Origin of the sequence: Bosea sp. Tri-49 (assembly GCF_003952665.1) — a bacterium.
Classification (GTDB): Bacteria; Pseudomonadota; Alphaproteobacteria; order Rhizobiales; family Beijerinckiaceae; genus Allobosea.
On sequence record NZ_CP017946.1, the window covers coordinates 5,225,466 to 5,251,964 of the forward strand.

The following is a 26,499-nucleotide window of genomic DNA, read 5'->3' on the forward strand; positions in this document are numbered from 1 at the left end:
GCGACTAATGGGACTTCTTCTCGGCCAGCACGTCGTGCAAAGCGAGTTCGTGCACGAGGGCGTTGAAGGTCACGTCGTCGATCTCGCCGCTCTTGAGCAGACCGCGCAAGGCTCCGCGCTCGGCCGCCAGAGCAGTCTGCCTCAAGGTGCTTTCGGCTCTCTGCAGCGTCGCTGCCTCCTCCCGCGGCGTCGTGCCGTCGTCGAGCAGAGCGAGGCGGCGCCGATAGGTCGCGATCAGGCCCTCGGCCACCGCCTGATCGATCGTGGCGGCGCCGTCCGTACCGCCGCGATGGGCGACGCCTTCGAGCCGGGCGATCGCGGCTTCCGTCGCGGTGATCCGTGCCCGCCGCAATTCGGTGGCATGAGCGGCGTGTCCGACAACGAGCCCGCGCACGATCGGCGGCAGTCCGACGCTGGCGATCACGAGCCAGAGCAGGATCACGCCGGCGGCCAGAAAGATTGCGACGTCCCGCCCTGGAAAAGGCGAGCCGTCGAGTGCGAGCACCGGCAGGGACAAGACGCCGGCCAGCGTGACGGCGCCGCGCACGCCCGCGATCGAGCTTGCAAGACGGATACGCGGGGTGGCGTTGAGCGGAACCTCGCGCCTGAGCCGGCTGATGATGCGTCCGGCCCCGACCGCCACCGTGATCCAGAGATAGCGCAGCAGGATCAGGCAAAGCGTCAGCGCGACGACGATGCCGAGCGGCTGCCAGAGCCAGTGTGAGCTGGTCAGTGCCGGCGGCACGGCACGGATGATCGCCGGCAATTGCAGGCCGAGCACCACGAAGAGCGTGCCGTTGAGGAGGAAGGCGAGCATCGTCCAGAAGGAGTGGGCGAGCATATAGGCGGAGACGCTGAGCTGGCTGGCGGTGCGTGTGCGGCCGACCGTCAGGCCGGCGACGACGGCGGCGAGCACGCCGGAGGCATGCACGGCCTCCGCCGCCAGGAAGGCGGCGAAGGGCAGGAACATGACGACGAGCACCTGCGCTTCCGGCGCGATCCGATCGAACTTTGCCAGCAGCTTCAGCGCCCAGGAGACCACGACGACTGCGAGCAAGCCTGCGGCGACACCGCCGGCGACGGCGAACAGGAAGGCGAGTGAGGCCTGCCAGAGCGAGAAGCTGCCGGTCAGGGCCGCGGCGGTGGCGAAGCGGAAGATCACCAGGCCGGAGGCGTCGTTGAGCAGCGATTCCCCTTCGAGGATATGCATCAGGTCCTTCGGCACGCTCTCCTTGTCGACAATGGAGGAGACCGCGACGGCATCGGTCGGCGAGAGCACGGCGGCGAGCGCGAAGGCCACCGGCAGCGGCATGGACGGCACCAGCCAATGCAGAGCGAGGCCGCAGCCGAGGGTGGTGAAGAAGACCAGGCCGAACGACAGCGACAGGATCGGCCGCAGCAACCGGCGGTACTCGCGCTTCGGCGCCTCCCAGGCATCGGCGAAGAGCAGCGGGGCGATGAAGAGCAGGAGGAAGAGCTCCGGCTCGATTGCGGTATGGAAGCCTGAGGTCGGCCAGGCGAGGGCGGCGCCAAGCGTGATCTGGACGATCGGCAGCGGGATGATCCTGAGCAGCCGGGTCAGCGGCTGCGAGGCCACCACGGCGATGACCAGGATCAGGATGAAGGTGAAAGTCTGCATGGACTGCGCGGCTGGCCCGGTTCGCTCTGGGGTCGGTCGCGAGGTTTATCGTTCGGCCTCCGATGAGCCAAGCTCACCGGAGGCAGGTGCAAGCAATTTTAGAACGCGACCTTGTCGGCGCCCTTGAGCTGGAGCTGCTCGCGGGCATCGTCCGGGGTCGCGATCTCCAAGCCGAGGCCTTCGATGATCTTGCGCGCGGCGCGAACCTGGTCGGCATTCGACTTGGCGAGCTGGCCGGGACCGAGCCAGAGCGAGTCTTCCAGGCCGACGCGCAGATTGCCGCCCATCGCGACCGCCATCGCCGCGATCGGCAATTGGTGGCGGCCGGCGCCGAGCACCGACCAGTGATAGTCGTCGCCGAAGAGCCGGTCGGCGGTGCGCTTCATATGGGCGACGTCCTCGGGATGCGGGCCGATGCCGCCGAGCAGGCCGAAGACCGACTGGACGAAGAAGGGCGGCTTCACCAGCCCGCGGTCGACGAAATGGGCCAGCGTGTAGAGATGGCCGATGTCGTAGCACTCGATCTCGAAGCGCGTGCCGTTCTCGGCGCAGGTCGTCAGGATGTTCTCGATGTCCTTGAAGGTGTTCTTGAACACACGGTCGTTCGAGCCCTCGAGATACGGGCGTTCCCAGTCGTGCTTGAACTCCGTGAAGCGGTTCAGCATCGGGTAGAGCCCGAAATTCATCGAGCCCATGTTGAGCGAGGCGACCTCGGGCTTGAAATGGGCGCAGGGCTGCAGCCGCTCCTCGACCAGCATGGTCGGGGCGCCGCCGGTGGTGATGTTGATGACGCAGTTCGAGCGCTGCTTGATCACCTTGAGGAAGGGCTCGAAGGCTTCCGGCGACTGATCGGGCTGGCCGGTCTTGGGGTTGCGGGCGTGGACATGGACCAGCGCCGCGCCGGCCTCGGCCGCGCCGACGGCGGCATCGATGATCTCCTCCGGCGTCACCGGCAGGTAGGGCGACATCGAGGGGGTGTGGATCGCGCCGGTGACGGCGCAGGTGATGATGACTTTGCGGTTCTTGGCCATGCGATGAAGTCCTTCGCTGATCCCTAAATCTTTGAAACTCACGCCGGCTTGCGCTTAGCGGCGCGCTTGTGCGCCTGCAGGGCGGCGAGGCGGCTGTCGCGCCAATCGCTGACGCGCTTGATGCGGCTGGCCTCCTGCGCGCCGCGCCATTCGCGCATGACTTCGGCGACCGTCTCCGGCTTGAACGGATTGCCGAGCCCCTCCGAGGATTTGACCATGCGGTCGAGCGATTCCGAATAGCGCGCGCAGTAGTCGGGAATGCCGCCGGGCGCATTGAGCTCGATCGTCTCGAACGGGCCCATGAACGACCAGCGCAGGCCGAGCCCGTCGCGGATGGTCTTGTCGACATCCTCGGCGCTGGCGACGCCCTCGCCGACGAGGCGGAAGGCCTCGGCCAGCAGCACCGCTTGCAAACGGTTGAGCACGAAGCCGGGCTTCTCCTTGCGCAGCATGATCGCGACCTGCCCGGCCTGCTCGTAGATGCGCTTGGCCTTGGCGACGACCTTGGGATCGGTCCAGGGCGCCGGGGCGAGCTCGACGATCGGCACCAGATGCGGCGGGTTGACCGGATGGGCGACGAGGCAGCGAGCCCGGCCCTTCAGCTCTTCCGAGAAGGTCGAGGCCATGATGAAGGAGGTGGAGGAGGCCAGGATGGCGGAGGCCGGTGCGAGCGCGTCCATCTGCGCGAAGAGCTCGCGCTTGGCCTCGATCGTCTCCGGTCCGTTCTCCTGCACCAGCGCAACGCCCTTCAGCGCATCGGCAAGATCTCTGGCGACGCGGATGCGGGCGAGCGAGCCCTTGGGGTCATCGACCAGGCCGTGGCCGGCGAGTTCCCTGAGGTTCTTGCCGATATGGACGCGGGCGGCTTTTGCGGCCTCGGCCTTCACATCGTGTAGCGCGACCTCGAAGCCATGGCTGGCGAATACGGTGGCCCAGGCGCGGCCGATCAGGCCCGAGCCGACGATGGCGATCTTGGTCATGCGGGGAGGTCTCGATTGATAGGATAGGCGCGGGGAACCCCTCTCCCGGATGGGAGAGGGGCAGGGGTGAGGGACCGCCGCTGATTATTAGGACGAGGCGGTACCGTCTGCGCCTTCTGCGGATAGGGCAGGCCCTCATCCCTGCCCTTCTCCCACACGGGAGAAGGGTTCCCCGCGCCTCTGCCGTCTAGCGGATTGCCCATCACAGCCACAGCACCTGCCGCCGCAGCGCCAGGTCCTGGCTCAACGCTCGCGAGGGGCCGATATGGGTGACCTGGCCGCGCTCGAGCACGACGGTGCGGTCGGAGAGCGCCAGCGCCAGGTCGAGATGATGGTCGACGATGACGATGGCGATCTCCTTGCGAAGCTTGTCGAAGGCCTCGAACAGCTCCTCGACCACCGCCGGCGCCAGTCCCTCGAAGGGCTCGTCGAGCAGCAGCACCTTGGTGTCGCCCGAGAGCGCGCGCGCCACCGCGACCATCTGCTGCTCGCCGCCGGAGAGATAATCGGCCGGCGAATGCCAGCGCTCCCGAATGCGGGGGAAGAAGGCGAAGATCTTCTCGTCCTCCCAATGCGTGCCGTTGCCGGTGCGCCGGCGCAGGCGCCCGAGCTCCATATTGTCCTTGACGCTCATGCCGGCGAAGAGGCCGCGCCCCTGCGGGACGTAAGCAATGCCGGCGCGGGCAATCTGGGCCGGCGGCAGGCGGGCGATATCGCTGCCGGCGAGACTGATCGTGCCAGTGGCGGGCGGGGCGATGCCGGTGATGGTCTTGAGCAAGGTCGATTTGCCGGCGCCGTTGCGGCCGAGCAAGGCGACGATCTCGTTCTCGTGCACGCCGAAGGTGACGCCACGCAAGATGTGGCTCTTGCCGTAGAAGGTGTCGACCTCATTGAGTCCCAGCAGGACCTTGTCGCCGGCGGCGCTTTCGCGCGGCTTCTCGGCCAGCGCATGGGCGCCGGAGCCGATATAGACCGCCTGGACCTTGGGCGAGGAGCGGGCGTCCTCGACCGTGCCGTCGACCAGCACCGAGCCCTCGTTCATCACCGTGACATGGTCGGCGATGGCGAAGACGCGGTCGATGTCGTGCTCGACCAGCAGCACCGGCAGATCGGTCGAGATCGACTTGATCAGGTTGCCGACGCGCTCGCGTTCGGCCGCGGCGAGGCCGGCGAGCGGCTCGTCGAGGAGGAGGATGCGTGGGCTGGTGGCGAGGGCGAGGCTCATGTCGAGCAGGCGCTGGCCGCCATAGCTGAGCGAGCCCGCCTCCGCCTGTTCGATGCCGGAGAGGCCCATGGTCGAGATGACCTGGCGGGTCTCGTCATTGACCTGGTCGAGGGCGGCGGCGGATTGCCAGAGACCGAAGCGCTGGGCTGAACGCGCCTGCACGGCGAGCCGGACGTTCTCGGCGACCGAGAGCGTCGGGAACAGGTTGGTGATCTGGAAGGCGCGGCCGATGCCGGCCCGGGTGATCGCCTCCGGGGAGAGTCCGGCGACATTGCGCTCGCGCAGGCGGACCTCGCCGCGATCGGGCGCGAACATGCCGGAGATCAGGTTGAAGGCAGTTGTCTTGCCGGCACCGTTGGGGCCGATCAGCGCATGCAGGCGTCGGTCGCGCATGGCGATGTCGACGTTCTCGACCGCCTTGATGCCGCCGAAGCTCTTGGCGAGGCCGGTCGCGGTCAGGATGGTGCCGTCGCCGGCATCCTTCGGCTTCATGAAGGCCGGGAGCTCGACAGCGCCGGCCTTGCGGGCCGACATCGCCGCGTCCTCTGCGACCTGCCTGCGGAAGGGCTTGAGCAGACGCTGGCCGACGCCGATAAGGCCATCGGGCGAGAAGACGATGAAAGCGACGAAGAGCAGGCCGAACCAGAACAGCCAGTTCTCGGTGACGCTGGAGAGCAAGTCGCGGAAGACGACGAAGAAGAGCGCGCCGAGCGCCGGCCCCAGGAAGGAGCGCATGCCGCCGATCACCACCATCGCCAAGAGCTCGCCGGAGAAGGCGACCGAGATCGGCTCGGCCGAGGTCATGCGGTTGTTGAAGAGGAGGAGCGTGCCGGCGAGCCCGGTCAACGCGGCCGAGACGGTGAAGGCGACGAGCTTGTAGCGGTTCGTGGCGTAGCCGAGGAAGCGGGCGCGCTGCTCGTTCTCGCGGATGGCGACGAGGACAGTGCCGACCGGCGAGCGATGGAAGCGCCAGAGCCCGTAGACCACGGCGAAGCCGATCGTTGCGACCAGCATGTAGAAGAGCAGGGCGACCTCGAAATCGACGCCGGCGAAGAGCGGGCGCTTGATGCCGCCTAAGCCATCCTCGCCACCGGTGACCGAGGTCCAGCGGAAGGCGACCGAATAGATCATGGCGGCGAGCGCCAGCGTCAGCAGCGAGAAATAGACGCCTTTGCGGCGCAGGATCAGGGCGCCGAAGGCGAAGGCGATCAGCGCGACGAGCGCGACCGCGAGCAGGATCGGCAGGGCGAACTGGCCGGGCAGCCAGTTGCGCTGGATCAGGCCGGCAGCATAGGCGGCGATGCCGAACCAGGCGCCATGGCCGAAGGAGACGAGCCCGGTGGTGCCGACCAGCACGTTGAGGGCCATGCAGGCGATGGCGAAGACGACGACCTCGGTGGCGGAGGTGGTGCCGAGTCCGACCGCATGCATCAGAGAGGGCAGCAGGGCGAGGCCGAGGGCGGCGAGGACGAGGGGCAGGTAGTCGCGCTGGAAGCTGGTCATGTCGGCCTCACTCGAAGCGCTGGATGCGCTCGCCGAACAGGCCGCGCGGACGGAAGAGCAGGACGAGCAGCATCATCAGGTAGATCACCGCGGTCGACCATTGCGTCAGACCAAGGCCGATGGTGATGCCCTTGACCAGGCCGACCATCAGGGCGGCGACGACGACGCCCCAGAAGGAGCCGAGGCCGCCGATGACGACGACGACGAAGGCCGGGGTGATGATCTCCTGGCCCATGGCCGGGTGGATCGAATAGATTGGCGCGAGCAGCACGCCGGCGAGACCGGCAAGGCCGATGCCGATGCCGGCGACCGTCATCATGTAGGGTTGAAGCGAGATGCCGAGCGCGCCGACCATGTCGGGGTTCTGCACGCCGGCCCGCACGACGCGGCCGAAGGCGGTGCGCTGCAGGAGGAACCAGAGGCCGAGCACGCAAGCCGCGGCGATCAGGATCAGCAGTGCCCGATAGCGGGAATAGATGAAGTCGCCGATGAAGATCTGGCCGCGCAGCGCCGGCGGGATCGAGAAGGAGAGCGGCGGCGCGCCGAAGATCATGCGCAGCGACTGCTCGGCGACCATGGCGAGGCCGAAGGTCAGCAGCAGCGAGAGGATCGGGTCGGAACGGTAGAAGCGCTGGAACAGGCCGCGCTCGATGACGATGCCGATCAGGGCGACCAGCACCGGCGAGGCGATGATGGCGCCGCCGAAGCCGATATGGGGGGCGAGCACGATCGTGAGATAGGCGCCGATCGCATAGAAGGCGCCATGCGCCAGGTTGACGATGCCGCCGAGCGAGAAGATCAGCGACAGGCCGAGCGCGATCAGGAGGTAATAGACCCCGTCGAGCAGCCCGTTCAGCACCTGCTGGATGAAAAGGGTGAGCAAGGGATCGCCTTTGCGGAGTTACGCGATGGGGTGATGGGACGGCAGCGCCGTCATGCTCGGGCTTGACCCGAGCATCTCAGGCCGAAGGAGGCGCCAGCCAACGCCTTCCCGTCATGAGATTCTCGGGTCTGCGCTTCGCTTCGCCCGAGAATGACGTGAGCGCCTCAGCTCATCTTGCAGACGGCTTCGTCGCCCTGGGTGGCGATGACCTCCATGTCCTCGTTCGGGCCGGGCACCGGGGCCGAGGAGGTGAAGAGGTCCCACTGGTTCTTGACCTGCGTCGCCGGCAGGGCGGTGATCGTGTACATCTCGCTGATCAGCTGGTGGTCGGAGGCGCGGAAATAGCCCTGGCGCGGCTTCATCACGTCGAATTTCGCACCCTTTTCCAAGTGTTCGAGGATCTTGGCGGTGTCGGTCGACTTCAGCTCGTTCATCGACTGGGCCATGACCTTGACGCCGACATAGTCGCCCCAGGCCTGGTTCTCCGGCGGTTTGCCGTATTTCTTGATGAAGGCGGCGACGAAGGCCTTGGTCGAGGGCGTATCGATCAAATGATGCCAGACGCAGGGCCAGGTGCCGCCGAAATTATCCTTGCCGGCGGCCCAAGCAAGGGCCGTGTCGAAGCCGAAGCCGGCGACCGGGAAGGTCAGGCCGAATTCGGAATACTGCTTGAGGAAGTTGGTGATCTGGTTGCCTGCGAGATTGGAGATGACGAGATCGGGCTTGGCGGCGCGGATTTCGAGCAGCAGCGCCGAGAAGTCGGTCGCATCCGTCGGGACCAGCTTGTCGGCGGCGAACTGGCCGCCATTGGCTTCCATGAAGCGCTTGGCGACCTTGCTGAGGTCATGGCCGAAGGCGTAGTCGGCGGTGAGCGAGAACCACTTCTTGCCCTTGACCAGCCCTTGGGCCAGCAGCGAGCGGCCGCAGCTCTTCACATACATCGAGTTCTGATGCTCGACATGGAACATGTAGCGGTTGCAGCTCTCGCCGCGCAGCGCATCGGAATTGCCGCCGGTGTTGAGGAACAGCGTCTTGTTGCGGGCCGCGACCTGCGAGATCGTCAGGCAGGAGGCGGAAGAGATTTCGCCGATGATGCAGGCGACCTTGTCGCGCTCGATCATGCGCTCGGCCTTGGTGGAGGCGGTCTGCGGATTGACCGAGTCCTCCTTGAGCAATTCGAGCTTGCGGCCGTTGATGCCGCCGGCGGCGTTGATCTCCTCAGCGGCGAGATCGGCGGCCATGACGCCGTATTCGCCGAGCGGGCCGAGGAAGCCGGTGCGCGGTGTCAGGTGCCCGAAGCGGATCGCCTCCGGCGTCTGCGCGAGAATGACCGCCGGGCTGGCGATGAGGCCGGTGGCCGTAGCGCCGAGCCCGACCAGCGTCTGGCGACGCGAAAGGCCCTTGATCCTTGACTGCTCTGACATGCGTTCCTCCCAGAACTCTCCCGCGCTCTTTGGCGTCGGATTGCGTCGATCGTCGTTCTTGGTTTGCGCGGCTTCGGAGCCGCTTGTCGTGATCTGTGATCACAGTTAGGTTGGCAGACATGGTTGCCCGAGTCCAGCCCTCCGACGCGCCGCAAGCGCGGTCTGCTTCCCCCGGAACGGGGAAGGTGGGAGAGGTGTCGGCACTCGACGAGGTTGGCTCCCTGCTCCACGAAACGCTGGGCGAACGGGTCACCGGCGAGCTTCGGGCGCTGCTGATTGCTGGACGGCTGGCGCCGGGCGAGAAGCTCTCGTTGCGCCGCGTCGCCGAGGCGCTCGGTGTTTCGATGATGCCGGTGCGCGAGGCGGTCAGCCGGCTCGCCGCGGATAAGGCGCTGGAGGTTCTGCCGGGGCGGGCGGTGCGCGTACCGGTGTTGACGCTGGCGCAGTTCCGCGAACTCACCCGGATCAGGCTGGTGGTCGAGGGCTTTGCGGCCGAGGAAGCGACGAAGGTGATCACCGACGCGCAGATCGCCGTGGTCGCCCAGCATGAGGCGGCGTTCCTGGCCGCGGCAAAAGACCCGCCGGACCCTGCCGCTGCGGTCGGCGCCAATCGCGACCTGCATTTTGCGCTCTACGAAGCCGCGGGCATGCCCTCGCTGATCGAGATGATCTCTCGCCTCTGGCTCAAGGCCGGGCCGATTCTCAATCTCGACATGCGGCATGAGCCGCGCCGGCTCGACGGCGGCAGTGCCGTCGTCGCGCATGCCCAGTTGCTGGCGGCCCTGCGGCGGCGCGATCCGGCAGCGGCAAAGCAGGCTCTGGTCGAGGACATCAGCGCTGCGGCGGAGCATATCGAACGGACGGCGCGGCTGGCGGAATAGCCGGCTCGCTTGAGAACGAAGGAAAAGGGACGGAAACGATGGATCTGACGATCAAGGGATTGCGCGTGCTGGTGACGGCGGGCGCCAATGGCATCGGACGGGCGACGGCGCGTGCCTTCGCGGCGGAGGGCGCCAGAGTCCATATCTGCGATGTCGACGAGAAGGCGCTCGCCGAGATGGCTGAGAGCGATCCTGCGATCACGCGCTCTATCTGCGACGTCTCCGACCGCAAGGCGGTGGCGCGGCTGTTCGAGGAGACGCTGGCGGCGCTCGGCGGCCTCGATTGCCTTGTCAACAATGCCGGCATCGCCGGCCCGACCGGGCGGGTCGACGAGATCGCGCCGGAGGACTGGGATTCCTGCGTCGCGATCGACCTGACTGGCCAGTTCAACTGCACCCGGCTCGCGGTCGAGCATCTCAAGCAGTCGAAGAACGCCTCGATCGTCAATCTCTCGAGCCAGGCCGGCAAGCACGGCTTCCCGCTGCGCTCGCCCTATGCCGCGGCGAAATGGGGCGTGATCGGCTTCACCAAGGCACTCTCGGCCGAGCTCGGCGAGTTCGGCATCCGTGCGAACGCGATCTGCCCCGGCCTCGTCGACGGGCCGCGCATCCAGAGCGTCATCGCCAACAAGGCGCGCTCGCTCAATGTCTCGCATGACGAGATGACGGACCGGCTCTTCGCCGGCGTCTCGATCAAGCAGTTCGTCGATCCCAATGACATCGCCAAGCAGATCGTCTTCCTGGCCTCGCCCTTCGCCAAGACGATCTCCGGGCAGGAGATCTCGGTCTGCGGTGATACGCGGATGCTGAGCTGACGCCGCTCGCGGTTCGTCATGCTCGGCCTTGTGCCGAGCATCCACGTCTTGAACACTGCATTCGACCGGCCAAGACGTGGATGGTCGGGACAGGCCCGACCATGACGGGAAAAGCCTGTGCCTTGCTCGCCCTGTACCTTCCTCCCTTAATCGCCTAGAGGATGCCGCCTGAACAGGAGCGGCGGCTTGTCGAAGGGCATCCATCACGAATTTGGGGCCGGGGCCGGCCATGACGACCACGAAGGATCGAGCGATCGCTCTTTCGGCTTCGTCTTTGCTGCCGTTTTCGCGCTGATCGGGCTCTACACCGCTTGGCATTCGGGTGAAGCTTGGCCCTGGCTCGGGCTGGTCGCCGCCGGTTTCCTCGCCGTCGCGCTGATCCGGCCGGCCATGCTCGCGCCGCTGAACCGGCTCTGGATGAAGTTCGGCCTGCTGCTGGCCATGATCATCAACCCGGTCGTGCTCGGCATCCTGTTCTTCCTCGTCTTCACGCCGATGGCGTTTGTCGCCCGGCTGGTCGGCAAGGATTTCCTCAGGCTGAAGAAGCAGCCGGAGGCGAAGAGCTACTGGATCGTTCGCGATCCGCCGGGACCGGAACCGGTCTCGATGAAAGATCAATTCTGACCTGGATAGGCCAATGTCGTTCCTGCGCGAGTTCTTCCGCTTCATGGCGGCGCGAAAGAAGTTCTGGCTGGTGCCGATTCTTCTGATGTGCGTGCTGCTCGGCGGCCTGCTGTTCCTGACCAAGGGCAGCGCGATCGCGCCCTTCATCTACACGCTGTTCTGAGAGCGCCCGGCCGCGATGCGCATTCTCGGGATATCGGGGCTCTATCACGACAGCGCGGCCGCGCTGGTCGTCGATGGGCGCATCGAGGCGGCGGCGCAGGAAGAGCGCTTCACGCGCAAGAAGCACGACGCCGAGTTCCCGAAGCATGCGGTCGAGTACTGCCTCTCGGTCGCCGGTTGCGGGCTCGACGAGCTCGACGCGGTCGTCTTCTACGACAAGCCCTTCATCAAGTTCGAGCGCCTGCTCGAGACCTATCTCTCCTTCGCGCCGCGCGGCTTCCAGTCGTTCAAGATGGCGATGCCTCTCTGGCTGAGGGACAAGCTGTTCCAGAAGCAGATCATCGCCAAGGAGCTGAAGACGTTCTCAGCCGGCTTCGATGTCGAGAAGCTGCTCTTCACCGAGCATCACCTCTCGCATGCAGCCTCCGCTTTCTATCCGTCACCCTTCGAGGAGGCGGCGGTGCTGACCATGGACGGCGTCGGCGAATGGGCGACGATGACACTCGCCATCGGCAAGGGCAGTGACCTCAAGGTCCACAAGGAGCTGCACTTCCCGCATTCGCTCGGGCTGCTCTACTCGGCCGTGACCTATTACATCGGCTTCAAGGTCAATTCCGGCGAGTACAAGGTCATGGGGCTCGCGCCCTACGGCACCCCGCGCTTCGCCAAGCTGATGCTGGAGACGCTGGTCGACCTGAAGGAGGACGGCTCCTTCCAGCTCGACCAGAGCTATTTCAACTACGGTGTCGGCCTGACCATGACCAACGACAAGTTCGCCGCTTTGTTCGGCGAGCCGGTGCGTGGCCCCGAGCAATTGCTGACCCAGTTCCATATGGATATGGCAGCCTCGATCCAGGCGGTGACCGAGGAGATCGTGCTCAGACTCGCCCGCTCGATCCGGGCCGAGACCGGGCAGAAGAATCTCTGCCTCGCTGGCGGCGTCGCGTTGAACTGCGTCGCCAATGGCAAATTGCTGCGCGAGGGCCTGTTCGACGGGCTCTGGATTCAGCCGGCGGCGGGCGATGCCGGCGGGGCGCTCGGAGCTGCACTGGCCGGCTACCACCTCTTCCACGGCAAGCCGCGCGAGGTGTCCGCCAAGGGCGATGCCATGCGTGGCAGCTATCTCGGCCCGGAATTCAGCCAGGCCGAGATAGCTGCCGAGCTGACGGCCGCCGGGGCGAAGTTCGACGTCCTGGACGATGCCACGCTGATCGAGGCCACTGCGCAGGGTCTCGCCGACGGCAAGGCGGTGGGCTGGATGCAGGGGCGGATGGAGTTTGGCCCGCGTGCGCTCGGCGGCCGCTCGATCCTCGGCGATCCGCGCTCGCCGGCGATGCAGAAGACGCTCAATCTCAAGGTGAAGTACCGCGAGAGCTTCCGGCCGTTTGCGCCCTCGGTGCTGCGCGAGGACGTCGCCGACTGGTTCGAGATCGACGGCGATTCGCCCTACATGCTGCTCGTCGCCGATGTGCGCGAGGAGCTGCGGCGCGAGATGACCGACGACGAGAAAGCGCTATTCGGCATCGACAAGCTCAACGTGCCGCGCTCGACCATCCCCGCCGTCACCCATGTCGACTATTCGGCCCGTATCCAGACGGTCCATGAAGAGACCAATCCGCGCTATCATCAGCTGATCTCGCGCTTCAAGGCGCTGACCGGCTGCCCGGTCGTGGTCAACACCTCGTTCAACGTCCGCGGCGAGCCGATCGTCTGCACAGCGAGCGATGCTTTCCGCTGCTTCATGGGCTCGGAGATCGAGCTCCTCGTCGTCGGCAATTGCCTGCTGCGCAAGGAAGAGCAGAATCCGGCATTGAAGCTCGACTACAAGGACGCGTTTGAGCTCGACTGAGCGCGAACGGGGATAGAGTTACAATCAATCCCCGCGGCTTCCGGCGCCCGCATAATCGGCCCGCTTGGCGCGTGTTTTGCGCGCCGCTCCGATCCTGCGAGGTCCCATGAGCGAAACGCCGCGTCTTGGCCTGCCCCTGCTCGCCGCCGGGCAGGCGCAGAAACACGTCACCCACAATGATGCGCTGATGCGGCTCGACGCGCTGGTGCATCTCGTCGTCGCCAGCCGGACGCAGACCGTGCCTCCGGCGACTCCCGTGGAAACTTCCGCCTATATCGTGCCGGCTAGCGGCTCCGGCGTCTTCGTCGGGCATGCGGATGACCTCGCCATCTTCGAGGACGGCGCCTGGAGCTTCCTTTCGCCGCGCGCCGGCTGGCAAGCCTGGGTGAGCGATGAGGCCGAGCATCATGTCTGGACCGGTACGCAATGGCGCCGCTCGCAGCCGGAAAGCAGCCTCGGCGCTGCGCTCTGGGGCGTGAATACGACAGCCGATACGACGACGCGCCTAGCCGTTGCCGCCGACGCCAGCCTGTTCAACCATGCTGGCACCGACCACCGGCTCAAGCTGAACAAGGCCGCCGCGGCGCGGACGGCGAGCCTGCTGTTCCAGGACAGCCATTCGGGCCGTGCCGAGATCGGGCTAGCCGGCGACGATCAGCTCCGGATCAAGGTCAGCCCCGATGGTGCGAGCTGGACCGAGGCGCTGGTCGTCGATCGGACGAGCGGACTCGTCACCTTGCCGGCGAGCGGCTGGGCGCGCGAGTGGCCGCAGCCGAGCCTGCTGATCAACGGCGATTTCCAGATCAACCAACGCAATTTTGCCGGCGGCGTCCTGGCGGCGGGCGCTTATGGCTATGATCGCTGGAAGGCGCATACCGGCGGCGCCAGCCTCAGCCGCAGCGGCTTCGACCTGACGCTGACCTCCGGCGCAATCCGGCAGATCGTCGAGCCGGCGCTCTGGGGCGTGTCATCCTTCGCGTCGACGCCGCTATGCCTCTCGGTCGAAAATCTGAGTGGCGGCAATCTCGACGTGACGATCGGCAGCGCTTCCGGGACGGTCACTGCTGGAAGCGGCCGTCGCTTCGTCGCGTTGACTCCGTTCGCGGGCGATATAGGAAATCTGACCGTCCAACTCGTGCCTGCGGCCGGCGCGGTGAGCTTCCGTGCGATCAAACTCGAGTTCGGTTTGACGCCGAGCCCTTGGTTGGCGCGCAGCCAGACACAGGAGCGCCAGCTCTGCGAGCGTTATCACTGGCGGCCCGGCCTTTCGATGCTGATCGACACCTTCCAAGCTGCCGCCAGCTATTTCACGAATTTCCTGCCGTTTCCTACCCAGATGCGGACTACGCCGACTCCGGGCTATTCGGTCACGCAGGAATTGAATGTCATGAATGGCGAGCGCCTTATTGCAGCAGCCTCGCCGGCGATGGGATATGCGAGGATACGCGCCAGTGCACAGGGACGCGTCTTTGCGACCTTCGAGAACATCGCCTTCGATGCGGAGCTCTGATGGCTGTAGGTCTGCGTTTCGGCTGCGCGCTGGCCGGTGTCGGCTATGGGCTGTCAGCCTCGTTCCGGCAGGCTCTGAGCGAGCGGGGGCTGGCCTGGACGGATGGTGGGGCCTTCCACCCGTCCAGCTTGTCGCTCATGGATTTCCATGCTTAAGCCCTGAAATAACAAGGGTTGGACGCGGCTGTGCTATCAGTTTCCATCTTCATCATCGCGCGGAACGAAGCAGATCGGATCGGTCGTACCATCACGGCGGCACGCAGCCTCAGCAACGACATCGTCATAGTTGACTCCGGGTCCACGGACGGCACGCAAGCGGTAGCCCAAGCGCTCGGAGCCCGAGTCATCTTTAATCCCTGGCCTGGCTACGGTCAGCAAAAGCGCTTTGCCGAAGATCAGTGCCGCCATGACTGGCTTCTCAATCTTGACGCGGACGAAGTGCTGCCGCCTGACCTCGGCGCTGAAATCGCGGCTCTCTTTCGCAGCGGTGAGCCGGCCGTCGACGCTTACAAGATACGCATCGCCGAAATTTTCCCCGGGGAGAAGGCGCCGCATCCTTTCGCCTATGCGCTCGTGCCCGTCAGGCTCTACCGCAAATCCAAGGGGCGGTACTCTTCCTCCCCGGTGCATGATCGGGTCGATCTTCTGCCAGCCGCTCGGGTTGGGCGCTTGAAGGGCACGATCCATCATTTTTCGGTACGCTCGCTCGGCGAGCAAATGGACAAGCTCAACGCCTATAGCGAGGCGCAGGCCAACGACCTCGATTCACGCGGCGAGACATTGTCGGCGTTCCGCCTGATCCTCGAATTTCCGGCCAATTTTCTAAAAGCTTATATCGGGCGCCGTCATGCGCTACGCGGCACCTATGGTTTCATGACCGCAATGAATTACGCCTTCTATCGCTATCTGCGGGTTGCCAAACACTGGGAGCGGCGCTTGCAGCGAGACGCTGGACTATCGTCCAAAGGGGCGGCCGGTAATGGCAAGTCGAGTGATGTCTAAGGCAATTTACCCACTATTTTCAATTGTTTAGATCTCTATGGGAGAGCGCGACCCTCTCAAATCGGCCATGCAATAGATTGGAACAGGCCATTCAACCGGAGCAGGCTCAGGGCTGATGCTCTATGCACGCCTCTGGGAGGAAGCGTGATAGCGCGTCGCCTCGAAGGCAGGGACCTGCGCGGCGAAGTCGGTGAGCCAACCCTCCAGGTCGGGAAAGGTCGCCCGCCAGGTGCCTTCGAAGCGAAGATCGAGGTAGCCAAGCGCTGCAGCCAAGGAAAAGTCGCCTATTTGGAGCTGATGGCCAGGGCGAACTACGGTCTCGCTTGCGCGCGTCAGACCCCGCGCGATCTTGGCTTCCTGATGCGCGACCCAGCGCGGCTCGCGCTTTGCTTCTTCGCGCCAGCGCCGTTCGTAAACGATGAGGACGATCGCCTCCATAACGCCGTCGGCCAACGCCTCGTAGGCTTTCGCAGCAAAGCAGGCTTCACCGGGCGGAGTCAGAGGATTGCCGGCGCGCGCGTCGAGATAGGCGGCAATCACGGCAGAATCAAAAAGCGCCTGACCTTGCGGCGTGACCAGTGTCGGAATTTTTGCCAGTGGGTTGGCAGCGAAGAAGGTGGCGTCCGGCGCTGCCGTATCGACAAAGCGCTCCTCAACATCTCCTTCGAAACCGAGGTGGCGCGTCAGCATGCGCACCTTGCGGGCAAAAGGGGAGATAGGGGCGCAGTACAGGATCATCAGCTGCGATCTTTCACCGTGCGCGCCAACCGTCCGCGTGCCACCGCTGCGGCTCCGCTGGCGAGGCGGCCGAGCGTACGCAGAGGCCGCTGCGCGAAGGCAGCCGCAGCCGGGCGCAAGAGAGCGCCGAGCTTGCCCTCGAAGGCATAGGTGCCGACAGCCTGCAACCAGATGTCGCCCACTGCCTTACGGCGGTCGGCTGGCGCGAGGGCGTCGAAGACACCGCGATGCTTCGCAAGCAAGAGCTCCGCGGAATGCTCGACAACCTCGCCGAGCCGCGCGCGGCGATTATAGACGCGCGCCAGCGGTTCGCGAACCGCAACGATCGAGCCGGTGCGCGTATACCGGATCAACCAGTCCCAATCCTCGAAACGCGGCAAGGTCTCATCGAGTGGTCCAATGACGTCGAACACGGCACGGCGCGTGAGCTGCGTCGTGCCGGGGCTGAGGTCGCAATTCATTGCGAGCCGCCGCGCCCAATCGGGGCTGTCCTCGAGCGGCTGCAGACGCGTGATTGCGTGATCGAGCAGGTGCATTTCCACGCCGGTGCAGGACACTCCGGCATGAGCCGGCGCGGCTTCCAGCGCCGCAACTTGGATTTCGAGTTTGCGCGGAAACCACTCGTCGTCGGAATCGAGAAAGGCGACCAACGACCCGCGCGACGCTGCAACGCCGGTATTGCGCGCCGCTGAGGCGCCGCCATTTTGTTCGCGGCGCAGCACTCGCAGGCGCGGATCGTCGATCGCTGCGACAATCGCGACGGATTCATCGCGCGATGCGTCGTCGACGACGATCACCTCGATATTGCGAAAGCTCTGTGCCAGGGCGCTGTCGATCGCGCGCCGGATGGTGGCGACGCGATTGAACATCGGGATCACGACGCTGACATGCGGGGCGGGCACGATCATGGTTCTTCCTTCCGCGCTGAAGGATCGAGGCCAAAAGTCTGGTCGAGAACTGCCTGTCTGCCGAAACGAGCGGGGAGCAGAGGAGATGCGAATGCGTGCAACCAGCCTGACAGAGGTTGCATTGCGGCGTAGGCAAGATGTCCGACAGCGCGGCGCTGAGTGGCGACGACGGGCTCGGCCCAGCGCCATTTCAGCAAGTATGATTTCAAGGCATAGCGCAGTGCCGGTGTGTCCGGGGTACGAAGGCCAACAAGCGCAGCATGATAATAGGCGGCGCTAAGCGCTTGAGGGCCGAGCTCGCGAATATGGGCAGGAACATCAGGGCGCGATAACAGGCGCTCGACCACCTCGATCCTCTGGCGTGCAAGACGTGGCCCCTGGCCGCGTCTGGTCGTACCGCCGGCATGCAACCGCCAGGTCGCGAGCACGAATGGCAGCCGCCTCACCTTCGCCCCGTGCAAACCGAAGCGCAGCCAGAAATCGTAATCGGAGATCAGCGAGGAGCGGGCGTCGCGTACAGGTTCACCGGCGAGAGTTCCGACTCGAAAGAAAGCGCCGGGGCCCGGAAAACAGAAATGCTGGCCGAGCAGCACGTCATAGTCGTAATCGCGTACCGCAATCCTCGCGAGCTGACGCCCGTCTGCGTCGATCTTGAGCCAGTCGGGATACACGGCATCGAGGGTCGGGTCGTCGCGGAAGGCAGCCCGCACCGCGTCGAGGAGGCCAGGCAGGATTGGATCGTCGGCGTTGACGATCCCGACGATATCGCAGGCCGCCCGGGCAATTCCGGCGTTGACGGCCTGCGCCTCACCGGCGTTGGCCTGTGCCAAGAGATCGATCGGCGCGTCGGCAGCGGTGAGGCGAGCCCGCGTATCATCGGTCGAGCCGTCGTCGACCACCACGTAGCGGTCGCCGGGACGCAGTTGTTCTGCGACAGAGCGCACCGTCTCGACGATATAGTCGGCGCCGTTGAAGACCGGTGTGACGACAGCGAGCCGGGGTCCCGATGTCATGGCGCGGGCTCCTGCGCAGCAAGGCGGCGATAGAGCGCGTCATAGGCACGTGTCATCGTGTCGAGCCCGTAATGCGCGCGGGTCTCGGCAAAGGACGCCGCCCAGCGCGGATCTCCGATGCGCGCGAAGGTCAAGGCGGAAGCCAGCGATCGCGGGTCTCCGGGCGGTGCCAACGCTTCGCCCGGACAGGGCAACCGCCCGATGTCGCCGACGCGGGTCGCGGCGATAGGTTTGTCCATCGCCAGTGCCTCGAGCAATGCCATGGGCATGGCCTCGCCATAGCGCGAGCCGAGCAGAACGGCGTCGGCGGCGTCGAGCAGGCCCGGCATGTCAGCGACCGCCCCGAGCAAGAGGACGGCGGGTTCGAGATCGCGCGCAGCGATCATGGCACGCAGCGCCGTATCCGAATCGTCCATGCCGCGCCCCGCCAGCAACAATCGCGCCTCCGGCGTCTCGCGCCGGAACAGCGCGAAAGCGTCTAGGCAATTGGGCAGGTCCTTCTGCGGGTCGTTGCGGGCGCTCAGCAGTACGGTGAAGGCATTGTCGGCAAGGCCCAGACCGGCCCGACGCGCCGAGCGCCGGGCCAAGTCGGGGCGGAAGAGAGCGAAGTCGACGCCATTGTCGATGACGAGGCCGCGCTCCGGCGCGTAGCCGCGCGCCTCGTGAAAAGCTCGCGCGGATGCAGCGCAATAGACGATCGCATCCGGGAGATTGCGCGAGCGCGCGGCGAGCACACGGTCGACCAGATGCAGCAGTGGATTGGCAGCAAGCCGCGGGAAGGTGGTGTTGTGGATCGACCAGACGACCGGCGTGCGATTGCCTACGGCAAGGCTGAGAAAAGCGCCGTAATAGAGCCAGCCCTGAACGACGTCGGGCTTGAGCCGTTCGATCAGGGCGCGCAGGCCCCGGCGTGAAGCCGGCAGATGGGTCAAGGCTCCGAAGCGCCGTTTCAGGTCGAAGCCGAGATCCTCGATATGCAGGCCGGAACGGTCGAAAAACACCTCGTCCTGCATAAGCGCGACATGGTGTGTTGTTCCGTCCGAAGGATGCGTCGCGAGTTCGAACAGCAGCCGTTCGGCTCCGCCCTGGCGCAGATGAGGCGCAACATGCAGGATCTTCAGCCCGGCCATGCCGCGCCCTCCCGCCTCACTGTTTGCGCCAGACCGTGCGATTGACGTAGTCGATATAGCTCAGAACGATGGCGACGACCTTGCGCGACACAGGACCGGCGACATAGTCGGCGACCGGCCGCGGCGTGAGTCCGGCCGCGTGGGTGCGCATGACGAAGCGCACCGAATCGAGCACCGAATCGCGCGTAAGCCCGCACATCACAAGCGTGCCCTCGTCCATGCCTTCGGGGCGCTCATGCGCCTGGCGGATGGTCACGGCGGGGAAGCCGAGCAGCGAGCTTTCCTCGGTGATCGTGCCGCTGTCGGAAACGACGCAGCCCGCCGTCATCTGCAGCTTGATATAATCGTGGAAGCCGAAGGGCGGCAGGAAACGGATGCGCGGATCGAGCTCGGTCTCGCCGAGTGCTTCCAGCCGCTTGCGGGTACGCGGATGGGTCGAGACGATCACCGGCCAATCATAGGTTTCGGCCAACCCCTTCAGCGAGTCGAGCAGGTCGGCGAGGTTGCGCTCGCTGTCGACGTTTTCCTCGCGATGGCTGGAGACCACGAAGAACTGGCGCTCGGTCAGGTCGAGCCGGGCGAGGATGTCGGAAGCCTCGTAGCGGGGACGGAAATGCTCGAGCACCTCATGCATATGCGAGCCGACATTGAAGGTCAGCTCGGGAGGCAGGCCCTCGGCAACCAGATAACGCCGGGCATGCTCCGTCAGCGTCATGTTGATGTCGGAGAGATGGTCGATGACCTTGCGGTTGAGCTCCTCGGGAACACGCTGGTCGAAGCAGCGATTGCCGGCCTCCATGTGGAAGACCGGAATCTTTCGCCGCTTCGCCGCGATCACTGCCAAGCCTGAATTGGTGTCGCCATAGATCAGCACCGCGTCGGGCTTCTCCTGCTCCATCACCGCATCGGAGCGCTTGAGCACCTCGGCAATGGTGTCGATCGCCGAGCCGCCCGCCGCCTCGAGGAAATGGTCGGGCTTACGGATGTCGAGATCCTCGAAGAACACCTGATTGAGGCCATAGTCGTAATTCTGGCCGGTATGGACGAGGACATGCTGCGTCTGCTCGTCGAGCAGGGCAATGACGCGGCACATCTTGATCAGCTCGGGGCGGGTGCCCACGATCGACATCACTTTGCGCATGTCTAGCCCTGCAGCTCAGCCTGGATATAGTCGAGACCGAGAAGCAGCTTCTTCACCCCCTCGACGTCGAGAAGCTCGGTATTGTCGGAGGTGTAGTCTTCCGCCATTGAGATCGCGCTTTCGCCCTCGACGAAATACTTGGCGTAGTTGAGATCGCGATCGTCCTGCGGGACACGGTAATAGCCGCCGTGATCGATAGCACGCGCCATCTCCTCACGCGAAACCAGCGACTCATAGCGCTTCTCGCCGTGGCGGGTGCCGATTACCTTGACCGGAACGCGCTTGTCGAAGATCTGCATCACCGCCTCGGCGAGGTGGCCGATGGTCGAGGCGGGTGCCTTCTTGATGAAGATGTCGCCCTGTTCGGCGTTACGATAGGCATAGATGACCAGATCGACCGATTCCTCGAGCGACATCAGGAAGCGCGTCATGTTCGGATCGGTGATGGTGATCGGCTGGCCCGCCTTCACCTGCGAAACGAAGAGCGGGATCACCGAGCCCCGCGAGGCCATGACATTGCCGTAGCGGGTGGCGCATAGCGTGGTATCGCTCTTGGCGAGCAGGCGGGCGCGGGCGACCGTGATCTTCTCCATCATCGCCTTGCTGATACCCATGGCGTTGATCGGATAGACCGCCTTGTCGGTAGACAGCACGACGACACGCTGAGCGCCGGCGTCGATGGCGGCTTCGAGCACGTTGCTCGCGCCGAGGACGTTCGTGCGCACCGCCTCCATCGGGTAGAACTCGCAAGAGGGCACCTGCTTCAGCGCCGCGGCATGGAAGATGAAGTCGACGCCACGCATCGGAGCGCGCAGGCTGTCGGGCTCGCGCACGTCGCCGATATAGAATTTGACGCGATCATTCTTCAGCTCGAGGCGCATGTCCTCCTGCTTCTTCTCGTCGCGGCTGAAGACACGGACCTCGCCGATGCCCTCGCGCAGGAAGCGGCGCAGAACGACGTTGCCGAAGGATCCGGTTCCGCCCGTGATGAGCAGGGTCTTGCCCTTGATATCCATGGGATAGGTCACTCTCTCCTGGCACGCTCAACGTGCGGCGCGCATGCGTGCGATCAGCTCCGGCCAAGCCGGAGCCACATATCCCGTCGCCACCTGGAAGCGTGAGCCGTCCATCGAGCGGTCGATCGCCACCGCGTCGTCGGGGACGATCTCGATCGCCTTTCCATATTCCTGCGCTACCAGTTTCAGCAGCTCGAATTTATTGATCTTGTCGGCTGCGACATGCCAGAGACCGCGCATCTCCAAGCGTGGAATGACCTCGTCGCGAATGATACGCGCCAGTTCGACCGTCGGCAGGCCGGTGTAGATCGCCTTGCGATAGCCCTTCACCGCGGGGCCGGGCTGACTCAGGAACCAGTCGACCAGCGAATGGGCAGAATTGAGCTCATGTCCGATGATGGAGGTGCGCAGCGTGATCGCGTTGGGATAGTCGACCTCGCCGAGGAACTTGCTCTTGCCGTAGAGGTCTTCGGCGTTCGACAGGTCCGTTTCCTTGTAGTCTCCCTTACGGCCGTCGAAAACACAGTCCGTCGAGACGTGCACGAGACGCGCCCCTGCCGCCGCGCAAAGTTCTGCGAGACGGTGCGGCAGCAGCGAATTCAACGTGATGGAGACCAGCGAGTCCTTGGCGGCGGAGAGCTGCTTGACGACGCCGATGCAGTTGATCACCACGTCGGGTCGCGTCTCGCCGATCATCCGGACGAGGCCGTCCTGATCGGTTGCATTGATCCCCCCCAGCAGGCGGGCGGTTGAACTCTGTATAAGTCCGGCCGGCGCACTGCCGCGAATCGTGCCGACGACCTCGAAACCCGGCGAGGCGGCAAAGAGCCGGTAGGCGGCATTGCCGAGCATGCCCGCCGCGCCGAGAATGAGAATTTTGGTCAAGAGCATCTCCGCCCAAACGGTGAAATGGCGTCATTCCGTCGTCGACGTATCGGCCGGGTCCACCAAAGCGAGCAGGATTTACTCAACCGGTCCGGGATTGTCGAGCCGGCCGGCTTGCAGTGCAGCAGAACGCGTTTGCGGGACGCAGATACGAGGTGCTAAAGGGGCGCCGCGGCCGACGATCATATGCGGCTGGGATCCAAGGATTGAAGCGTTGACGAGTTGGGGCGATCATCTGCGCCAAACGACGGAACTGACTTTGCGCCTGACAATGCGTGATTTCGAGGCGCGTTATCGTGGCAGCGTACTTGGGGTCGGTTGGGCATTCCTGACTCCGCTCCTGACCGCTCTGATCTTCACTTTTGTCTTCTCGGCCGTGTTTCGTACGCGCTGGGGAACCGGACAGGATGGGACCGATGCCAATTTCACCTTGATCTTGCTCGTCGGCGTCCTGTTGCACTCCATGCTTGCGGAGACGTTGAACCGGGCTGCGGGATTGATCCTCGCCCATAGCAGCTATGTAAAGAAGGTCGTCTTCCCGCTCGGCATCCTGCCCATAGTTGTCGTCTTGGGCGCCCTGATCACAGCAGGTTTCGGTCTGCTCATCGTCGTGCTGGGGCACCTCCTGCACAGCGGCCAGGTCGAGGCGACCGCGCCGCTCTTCATCCTGATCATCATTCCCTATCTGCTGTTGCTGCTCGCGACGGCTTACGTACTTGCGGCCTTGGGCGTCTATCTCCGCGATATCGGACAGATTGTGACTTTCATCGTCACGGCCTCGATGTTCCTGACGCCGATCTTCTACCCGATCTCCTCGGTTCCTCCCGGTTTCCGCACCGTGATGCTGCTCAACCCGCTGACCATCGTGGTCGAGGAATCCCGCAATGTGCTATTGTTCGGCCGAGCTCCGGACTGGCAGATCCTGGCATTTTTGTGGCTGGCAGCGCTGGTGAGCCTGCCCGCAGCGTTCTGGGTCTTCAATCGTCTGCGCGTAGGTTTCGCCGATGTCCTCTGAGATCGCGATCGAGGCCAAGCGGCTTGCGAAATCCTACCACATCTACCGGAGCCCATCCGACCGGCTGGCCCAGGCCGTGGTGCCACGCTTGCGGCGGGCGATGGCGCCAGCCCTGCGCTCGTTCGGCCTGAAATGGCCGGAGAAGAATTACTACACCGATCACTGGGCGCTCAACTCCCTCAGCTTCCAGGTTCCGCGCGGCGACAGCCTGGCCATCATCGGCCGCAACGGATCGGGCAAATCCACTCTGCTGCAGCTCGTGTGCGGGACCCTAGCGCCCACCGAGGGCGAGGCACGAGTCAACGGGCGCGTCGCGGCTCTGCTCGAACTAGGATCTGGCTTCAATCCCGAATTCACCGGTCGCGAGAACGTCTATCTCAACGCCTCGATCCTCGGCATGAGTCGCGAGGAAACGCAGGACCGGTTCGACGACATCCTCGCCTTCGCCGATATCGGCGAATTCATCGAAAGGCCGGTGAAGACCTATTCGACGGGCATGGCGATGCGCCTGGCCTTCGCGGTGATCGCCCATGTCGATGCGGACGTGCTGATCATCGACGAAGCGCTGGCGGTCGGCGACGCCTATTTCCAGCAGAAATGCCTGCGCTGGCTGCGGCAGTTCCGGGAACGCGGAACGGTGCTGTTCTGCGGTCACGACACCGGCGCGGTGATGAGCTTGTGCAACAGCGCGATCTGGATCGACAAGGGCGATCTGGTGATGCAGGGCTCCGCCAAGGATGTCTGCGAAGCCTATTCGGCCGCCATCATGAGCCAGGCGCAAGGGCTGTCGGATCAGCCGATCCCACGGTCGCGCGGCAAGGCGAATGCGCGCCCGGCCGATGCGCCGGCGACGACAGGCGAGGAAGTGCCGCCCGAGGCGAAGCCGAAGCGCGCTTCGCTCCCCGAACCGCCCAAGCCTGACCGTCCGGCCATCTTCGACACCATGGCGAATAGCGCCGATTTCGGGAGCGGCAAGGCGCGGATCCAACGCGTCGTCCTCACCCATGCCGACGGCTCCCCGCTTCACTGGATCGAGGGTGGGGAGAATGTGCAGGTTCTCATCGACGTCGCCGTGATCGAGGATATCGAGGCGCCGATCGTGGGCTTCCACGTCAAGGACCGCCTCGGCCAGCCGATCCTCGGCGACAACACTTTCCTTAAGACCCTGGACAAGCCGATCACGGCACGTGCCGGCCAGACACTCGAGACGACCTTCGCGTTTCGATTGCCAGCGCTCGCGTCCGGACGCTATTCGGTGACCGCCGCCTGCGCTTCCGGAACGTTGGAGAATCATGTGCAGCATCAATGGATGCACGATGCGTTGATGTTCGACGTTCATTCGCCCTTCCGGAACGGCGTCCTGTTCGCAGTCGAGATGGACCGCGTCGAGATCGCTCCTGTCGAGCCGCAGCAGTCGAAAGAATCGAGCGATGCTTGAGGCCTATGAATGTCTAGCCAGCGCCTCCGCCGATTGATGCTGGCCGCTACGAAGATTGTTGGTTCCCTAACAGCCCCCAACGTTGCGTCTGGATTCGCCATCTCGACGATGGGCTGTATAGAACTGACGGTATTTTGTGATTCACGAGTGGCGGCGAAAGTTTGGGCTCTCCCCGCCGAGTTGATGATGCGAGCGCTCGATTTTTTGCCCGAGTCGAGTGCGCAGCGATGGGTAGTTCAGTGACGCAGCCTTCTTTCACCAGCCGCCTTGTGCGCAGTCTTCCAATTTTGCGCGAGGAAGCGCGTGCGCGCGACGCCTTGCGCGAGGAGGCGCGCAAGGCCGCCGAAGAGCGCGACGCCTTGCGCGAAGAGCGCGACGCCTTGGTCAAGGAACTGGCCGTGAAGGCGACGATGGAAGACCAAGTCAACTTCTTGCTCCAGCGGATCGGTGTCTATCACGATTCCACTGCCGTGAAGCTGGACAATGTCTCAGCCCAGATCCTTGGCGTGGGTGCGCGCCAGGAGGAGGCCGTAGCCCGCGTCGGGCGCCGGTTGCTGGGAGGAGATACCGGCGCCCTTGGACGCCAGGGGCGCGCGGCAGAACTCTATCTCGACCTGCTGGAAGCATCTCTGACCGGCCTGCTGATCGAGGATGCCTCGCAAGCACCCTGGACGGAGCGCAAGTTCGATCCCTCGCTGCGCGCCATCGGCCGCGACTGGCCGGAACAGGCGATCACGATGATCGGAACCGCGCGCATGCGCAATTTGCGGATGCTGACGACGCAGGCACTGGAAGAGGGCATTCCGGGCGACTTCATTGAAACCGGCGTCTGGCGTGGTGGCGCCTGCATTTATGCCAAGGGGATTTTCGAAGCCTACGGTGCCAAGGATCGTAAGGTCTTTGTCGCCGACAGTTTCCGCGGCCTGCCCGAACCCGATGCGACACACAATCCAGCCGATGCGGGCGACATCCACCATACTTATGATCAACTCGCTATTTCGCGTGAAAACGTCGCCGGGAATTTTCGCCGATATGGGCTGCTCGACGAGCAGGTCGTCTTTCTCGAAGGCTGGTTCAAGGACACGCTTCCGGTCGCACCGATCGACCGATTGGCCGTGCTACGGCTCGACGGTGACATGTACGAGAGCACAGTGGATGCGCTCAACGCGCTCTATCACAAAGTGTCACCCGGCGGCTTCGTCATCGTGGACGACTACGTGCTTGAGCCCTGCGCCAAGGCCATCCACGATTTTCGTGGACAGCATGGCATCGAAGCCCCGATGGAGCCCGTGGACGGCGCTGCGGTCTGGTGGCGCGTTCCCCTGTGAAGCATGGGGCGGCTCACAGATCAGGTAAGCATCTGACGCTGACCACGGCTTGGCCATTCTGACTGTTGCGTTGCGTGCGCTCGATCTGAGTTGGTTCTTGGTTGCGCCCTTCGGTGAGTTCGGTCCGGTTGTGGTTCAGGCAGGGTATCGTCTGGCACTCCGCCGAGATCGAATACTCAGACGATGCCATCGCCGGTGACCAGTTCGCCAGCGACCACAGCCAGCCGATCGTCGTCGTCGCCGGAACTGTTTCCGGTGCCATTAATCGGAAGCATGGCGTGGTCCTGTTGATGCGCGGGATTACGCTGCCACACCATCCGAGCCCTCCAGACATGAAGACAAGCGACAGCTTGACCATCT

General features: G+C 64.6%; 25 protein-coding genes. 11 read left to right on the top strand and 14 right to left on the bottom strand.

What is annotated here, in order from left to right:
• Positions 1–4: 4 nt before the first annotated feature.
• The 6 genes from BLM15_RS25210 to BLM15_RS25235 all read right to left on the bottom strand — a co-directional run bounded on the left by BLM15_RS25210 (position 5) and on the right by BLM15_RS25235 (position 8,685).
• Positions 5–1,639: a Na+/H+ antiporter gene (locus BLM15_RS25210; protein WP_126115325.1), complete on the bottom strand. Its 1,635-nt coding sequence runs from the start codon at positions 1,637–1,639 to the stop codon at positions 5–7.
• Between the two features lie 98 nt (positions 1,640–1,737).
• A complete protein-coding gene (gene kce, locus BLM15_RS25215) occupies positions 1,738–2,670 on the bottom strand; it encodes a 3,5-dioxohexanoate:acetyl-CoA acetone transferase (protein ID WP_126115326.1) in 933 nt (310 codons plus the stop codon).
• A 38-nt stretch (positions 2,671–2,708) separates the two neighbouring features.
• Positions 2,709–3,650: a 3-hydroxyacyl-CoA dehydrogenase gene (locus tag BLM15_RS25220; RefSeq protein WP_126115327.1), complete on the bottom strand. Its 942-nt coding sequence runs from the start codon at positions 3,648–3,650 to the stop codon at positions 2,709–2,711.
• Between the two features lie 202 nt (positions 3,651–3,852).
• A complete protein-coding gene (locus tag BLM15_RS25225; RefSeq protein ID WP_126115328.1) occupies positions 3,853–6,378 on the bottom strand; it encodes a branched-chain amino acid ABC transporter ATP-binding protein/permease in 2,526 nt (841 codons plus the stop codon).
• Positions 6,379–6,385: 7 nt separating this feature from the next.
• A complete protein-coding gene (locus tag BLM15_RS25230) occupies positions 6,386–7,261 on the bottom strand; it encodes a branched-chain amino acid ABC transporter permease (RefSeq protein ID WP_057191370.1) in 876 nt (291 codons plus the stop codon).
• A 164-nt stretch (positions 7,262–7,425) separates the two neighbouring features.
• Complete coding sequence (locus tag BLM15_RS25235; RefSeq protein ID WP_126115329.1) at positions 7,426–8,685, bottom strand: ABC transporter substrate-binding protein; 1,260 nt, start codon at positions 8,683–8,685, stop codon at positions 7,426–7,428.
• Positions 8,686–8,879: 194 nt separating this feature from the next.
• Between BLM15_RS25235 and BLM15_RS25240 the strand changes: the two genes are divergently transcribed.
• The 8 genes from BLM15_RS25240 (at position 8,880) to BLM15_RS25265 (ending at position 15,527) form a co-directional block, all read left to right on the top strand.
• A complete protein-coding gene (locus BLM15_RS25240) occupies positions 8,880–9,566 on the top strand; it encodes a GntR family transcriptional regulator (RefSeq protein ID WP_236846420.1) in 687 nt (228 codons plus the stop codon).
• Positions 9,567–9,604: 38 nt separating this feature from the next.
• Positions 9,605–10,381: an SDR family oxidoreductase gene (locus BLM15_RS25245; RefSeq protein WP_126115331.1), complete on the top strand. Its 777-nt coding sequence runs from the start codon at positions 9,605–9,607 to the stop codon at positions 10,379–10,381.
• Positions 10,382–10,567: 186 nt separating this feature from the next.
• Positions 10,568–11,005, top strand: a complete 438-nt coding sequence (locus BLM15_RS25250; protein ID WP_236846421.1) for an SxtJ family membrane protein — start codon at positions 10,568–10,570, stop codon at positions 11,003–11,005.
• Positions 11,006–11,018: 13 nt separating this feature from the next.
• Positions 11,019–11,168 carry a DUF5989 family protein gene (locus BLM15_RS31470; RefSeq protein ID WP_164470445.1) on the top strand — a complete coding sequence of 50 codons (150 nt, stop codon included), beginning with the start codon at positions 11,019–11,021 and terminating at the stop codon, positions 11,166–11,168.
• 15 nt (positions 11,169–11,183) lie between these two features.
• Complete coding sequence (locus BLM15_RS25255) at positions 11,184–13,016, top strand: carbamoyltransferase family protein (RefSeq protein ID WP_126115332.1); 1,833 nt, start codon at positions 11,184–11,186, stop codon at positions 13,014–13,016.
• Between the two features lie 106 nt (positions 13,017–13,122).
• Entirely contained in the window at positions 13,123–14,526 is a 1,404-nt protein-coding gene (locus tag BLM15_RS25260) for a DUF2793 domain-containing protein (protein WP_126115333.1), read from the top strand.
• The gene (locus BLM15_RS31675) at positions 14,526–14,681 is read left to right on the top strand and encodes a hypothetical protein (RefSeq protein WP_206438718.1); all 156 of its coding nucleotides are present in this window, start codon (positions 14,526–14,528) and stop codon (positions 14,679–14,681) included. The genes BLM15_RS25260 and BLM15_RS31675 overlap by 1 nt, the downstream gene beginning before the upstream one ends.
• Positions 14,682–14,699: 18 nt before the next feature.
• The gene (locus BLM15_RS25265) at positions 14,700–15,527 is read left to right on the top strand and encodes a glycosyltransferase family 2 protein (protein WP_236846422.1); all 828 of its coding nucleotides are present in this window, start codon (positions 14,700–14,702) and stop codon (positions 15,525–15,527) included.
• Positions 15,528–15,647: 120 nt separating this feature from the next.
• Here the strand turns inward: BLM15_RS25265 and BLM15_RS25270 are convergent, their stop codons facing one another.
• Genes BLM15_RS25270 through BLM15_RS25300 form a run of 7 tightly spaced genes read right to left on the bottom strand, consistent with a single transcriptional unit; the run spans position 15,648 to position 22,358 of the window.
• Positions 15,648–16,265: a glutathione S-transferase gene (locus BLM15_RS25270; protein WP_126115334.1), complete on the bottom strand. Its 618-nt coding sequence runs from the start codon at positions 16,263–16,265 to the stop codon at positions 15,648–15,650.
• On the bottom strand, positions 16,265–17,173 hold the full coding sequence (locus tag BLM15_RS25275; RefSeq protein WP_164547635.1) for a glycosyltransferase family 2 protein: 909 nt from the start codon (positions 17,171–17,173) through the stop codon (positions 16,265–16,267). Before BLM15_RS25275 ends, BLM15_RS25270 begins: the two co-directional genes overlap by 1 nt.
• A complete protein-coding gene (locus BLM15_RS25280) occupies positions 17,170–18,186 on the bottom strand; it encodes a glycosyltransferase (RefSeq protein WP_126115336.1) in 1,017 nt (338 codons plus the stop codon). Before BLM15_RS25280 ends, BLM15_RS25275 begins: the two co-directional genes overlap by 4 nt.
• Positions 18,183–19,316: a glycosyltransferase gene (locus tag BLM15_RS25285; RefSeq protein ID WP_126115337.1), complete on the bottom strand. Its 1,134-nt coding sequence runs from the start codon at positions 19,314–19,316 to the stop codon at positions 18,183–18,185. The genes BLM15_RS25280 and BLM15_RS25285 overlap by 4 nt, the downstream gene beginning before the upstream one ends.
• Positions 19,317–19,332: 16 nt before the next feature.
• Complete coding sequence (wecB, locus tag BLM15_RS25290) at positions 19,333–20,457, bottom strand: non-hydrolyzing UDP-N-acetylglucosamine 2-epimerase (protein ID WP_126115338.1); 1,125 nt, start codon at positions 20,455–20,457, stop codon at positions 19,333–19,335.
• 2 nt (positions 20,458–20,459) lie between these two features.
• Positions 20,460–21,473: a polysaccharide biosynthesis protein gene (locus BLM15_RS25295; protein ID WP_126116356.1), complete on the bottom strand. Its 1,014-nt coding sequence runs from the start codon at positions 21,471–21,473 to the stop codon at positions 20,460–20,462.
• A gap of 27 nt (positions 21,474–21,500) precedes the next feature.
• On the bottom strand, positions 21,501–22,358 hold the full coding sequence (locus BLM15_RS25300) for a dTDP-4-dehydrorhamnose reductase family protein (protein ID WP_236846423.1): 858 nt from the start codon (positions 22,356–22,358) through the stop codon (positions 21,501–21,503).
• Positions 22,359–22,572: 214 nt separating this feature from the next.
• Here BLM15_RS25300 and BLM15_RS25305 point away from each other — a divergent pair, with 214 nt between their 5' ends.
• From BLM15_RS25305 to BLM15_RS25315, 3 genes are all read left to right on the top strand, one after another.
• On the top strand, positions 22,573–23,373 hold the full coding sequence (locus BLM15_RS25305) for an ABC transporter permease (RefSeq protein ID WP_164547636.1): 801 nt from the start codon (positions 22,573–22,575) through the stop codon (positions 23,371–23,373).
• Complete coding sequence (locus BLM15_RS25310) at positions 23,363–24,811, top strand: ABC transporter ATP-binding protein (RefSeq protein WP_126115341.1); 1,449 nt, start codon at positions 23,363–23,365, stop codon at positions 24,809–24,811. Before BLM15_RS25305 ends, BLM15_RS25310 begins: the two co-directional genes overlap by 11 nt.
• A gap of 239 nt (positions 24,812–25,050) precedes the next feature.
• A complete protein-coding gene (locus BLM15_RS25315) occupies positions 25,051–26,139 on the top strand; it encodes a TylF/MycF family methyltransferase (RefSeq protein WP_236846424.1) in 1,089 nt (362 codons plus the stop codon).
• 176 nt (positions 26,140–26,315) lie between these two features.
• On the opposite strand, the gene BLM15_RS31480 is transcribed toward BLM15_RS25315, so the two are convergent.
• Positions 26,316–26,456, bottom strand: coding sequence for a hypothetical protein (locus BLM15_RS31480; protein WP_164547637.1), 141 nt, complete (start codon positions 26,454–26,456; stop codon positions 26,316–26,318).
• Positions 26,457–26,499 lie beyond the last annotated feature (43 nt).

Coding starts and splice junctions, on each gene's coding strand:
- BLM15_RS25245 (WP_126115331.1), top strand. CDS start 9,605: ATGGATCTGACGATCAAGGGATTGCGCGTGCTGGTGACGGCGGGCGCC.
- BLM15_RS25235 (WP_126115329.1), bottom strand. CDS start 8,685: ATGTCAGAGCAGTCAAGGATCAAGGGCCTTTCGCGTCGCCAGACGCTG.
- BLM15_RS25280 (WP_126115336.1), bottom strand. CDS start 18,186: ATGACATCGGGACCCCGGCTCGCTGTCGTCACACCGGTCTTCAACGGC.
- BLM15_RS25210 (WP_126115325.1), bottom strand. CDS start 1,639: ATGCAGACTTTCACCTTCATCCTGATCCTGGTCATCGCCGTGGTGGCC.
- wecB (WP_126115338.1), bottom strand. CDS start 20,457: ATGCGCAAAGTGATGTCGATCGTGGGCACCCGCCCCGAGCTGATCAAG.
- BLM15_RS31675 (WP_206438718.1), top strand. CDS start 14,526: ATGGCTGTAGGTCTGCGTTTCGGCTGCGCGCTGGCCGGTGTCGGCTAT.
- BLM15_RS25220 (WP_126115327.1), bottom strand. CDS start 3,650: ATGACCAAGATCGCCATCGTCGGCTCGGGCCTGATCGGCCGCGCCTGG.
- BLM15_RS25275 (WP_164547635.1), bottom strand. CDS start 17,173: ATGATCGTGCCCGCCCCGCATGTCAGCGTCGTGATCCCGATGTTCAAT.
- BLM15_RS25285 (WP_126115337.1), bottom strand. CDS start 19,316: ATGGCCGGGCTGAAGATCCTGCATGTTGCGCCTCATCTGCGCCAGGGC.
- BLM15_RS25310 (WP_126115341.1), top strand. CDS start 23,363: ATGTCCTCTGAGATCGCGATCGAGGCCAAGCGGCTTGCGAAATCCTAC.
- BLM15_RS25260 (WP_126115333.1), top strand. CDS start 13,123: ATGAGCGAAACGCCGCGTCTTGGCCTGCCCCTGCTCGCCGCCGGGCAG.
- BLM15_RS31470 (WP_164470445.1), top strand. CDS start 11,019: ATGTCGTTCCTGCGCGAGTTCTTCCGCTTCATGGCGGCGCGAAAGAAG.
- kce (WP_126115326.1), bottom strand. CDS start 2,670: ATGGCCAAGAACCGCAAAGTCATCATCACCTGCGCCGTCACCGGCGCG.
- BLM15_RS25295 (WP_126116356.1), bottom strand. CDS start 21,473: ATGGATATCAAGGGCAAGACCCTGCTCATCACGGGCGGAACCGGATCC.
- BLM15_RS25270 (WP_126115334.1), bottom strand. CDS start 16,265: ATGATCCTGTACTGCGCCCCTATCTCCCCTTTTGCCCGCAAGGTGCGC.
- BLM15_RS31480 (WP_164547637.1), bottom strand. CDS start 26,456: ATGGTGTGGCAGCGTAATCCCGCGCATCAACAGGACCACGCCATGCTT.
- BLM15_RS25225 (WP_126115328.1), bottom strand. CDS start 6,378: ATGACCAGCTTCCAGCGCGACTACCTGCCCCTCGTCCTCGCCGCCCTC.
- BLM15_RS25255 (WP_126115332.1), top strand. CDS start 11,184: ATGCGCATTCTCGGGATATCGGGGCTCTATCACGACAGCGCGGCCGCG.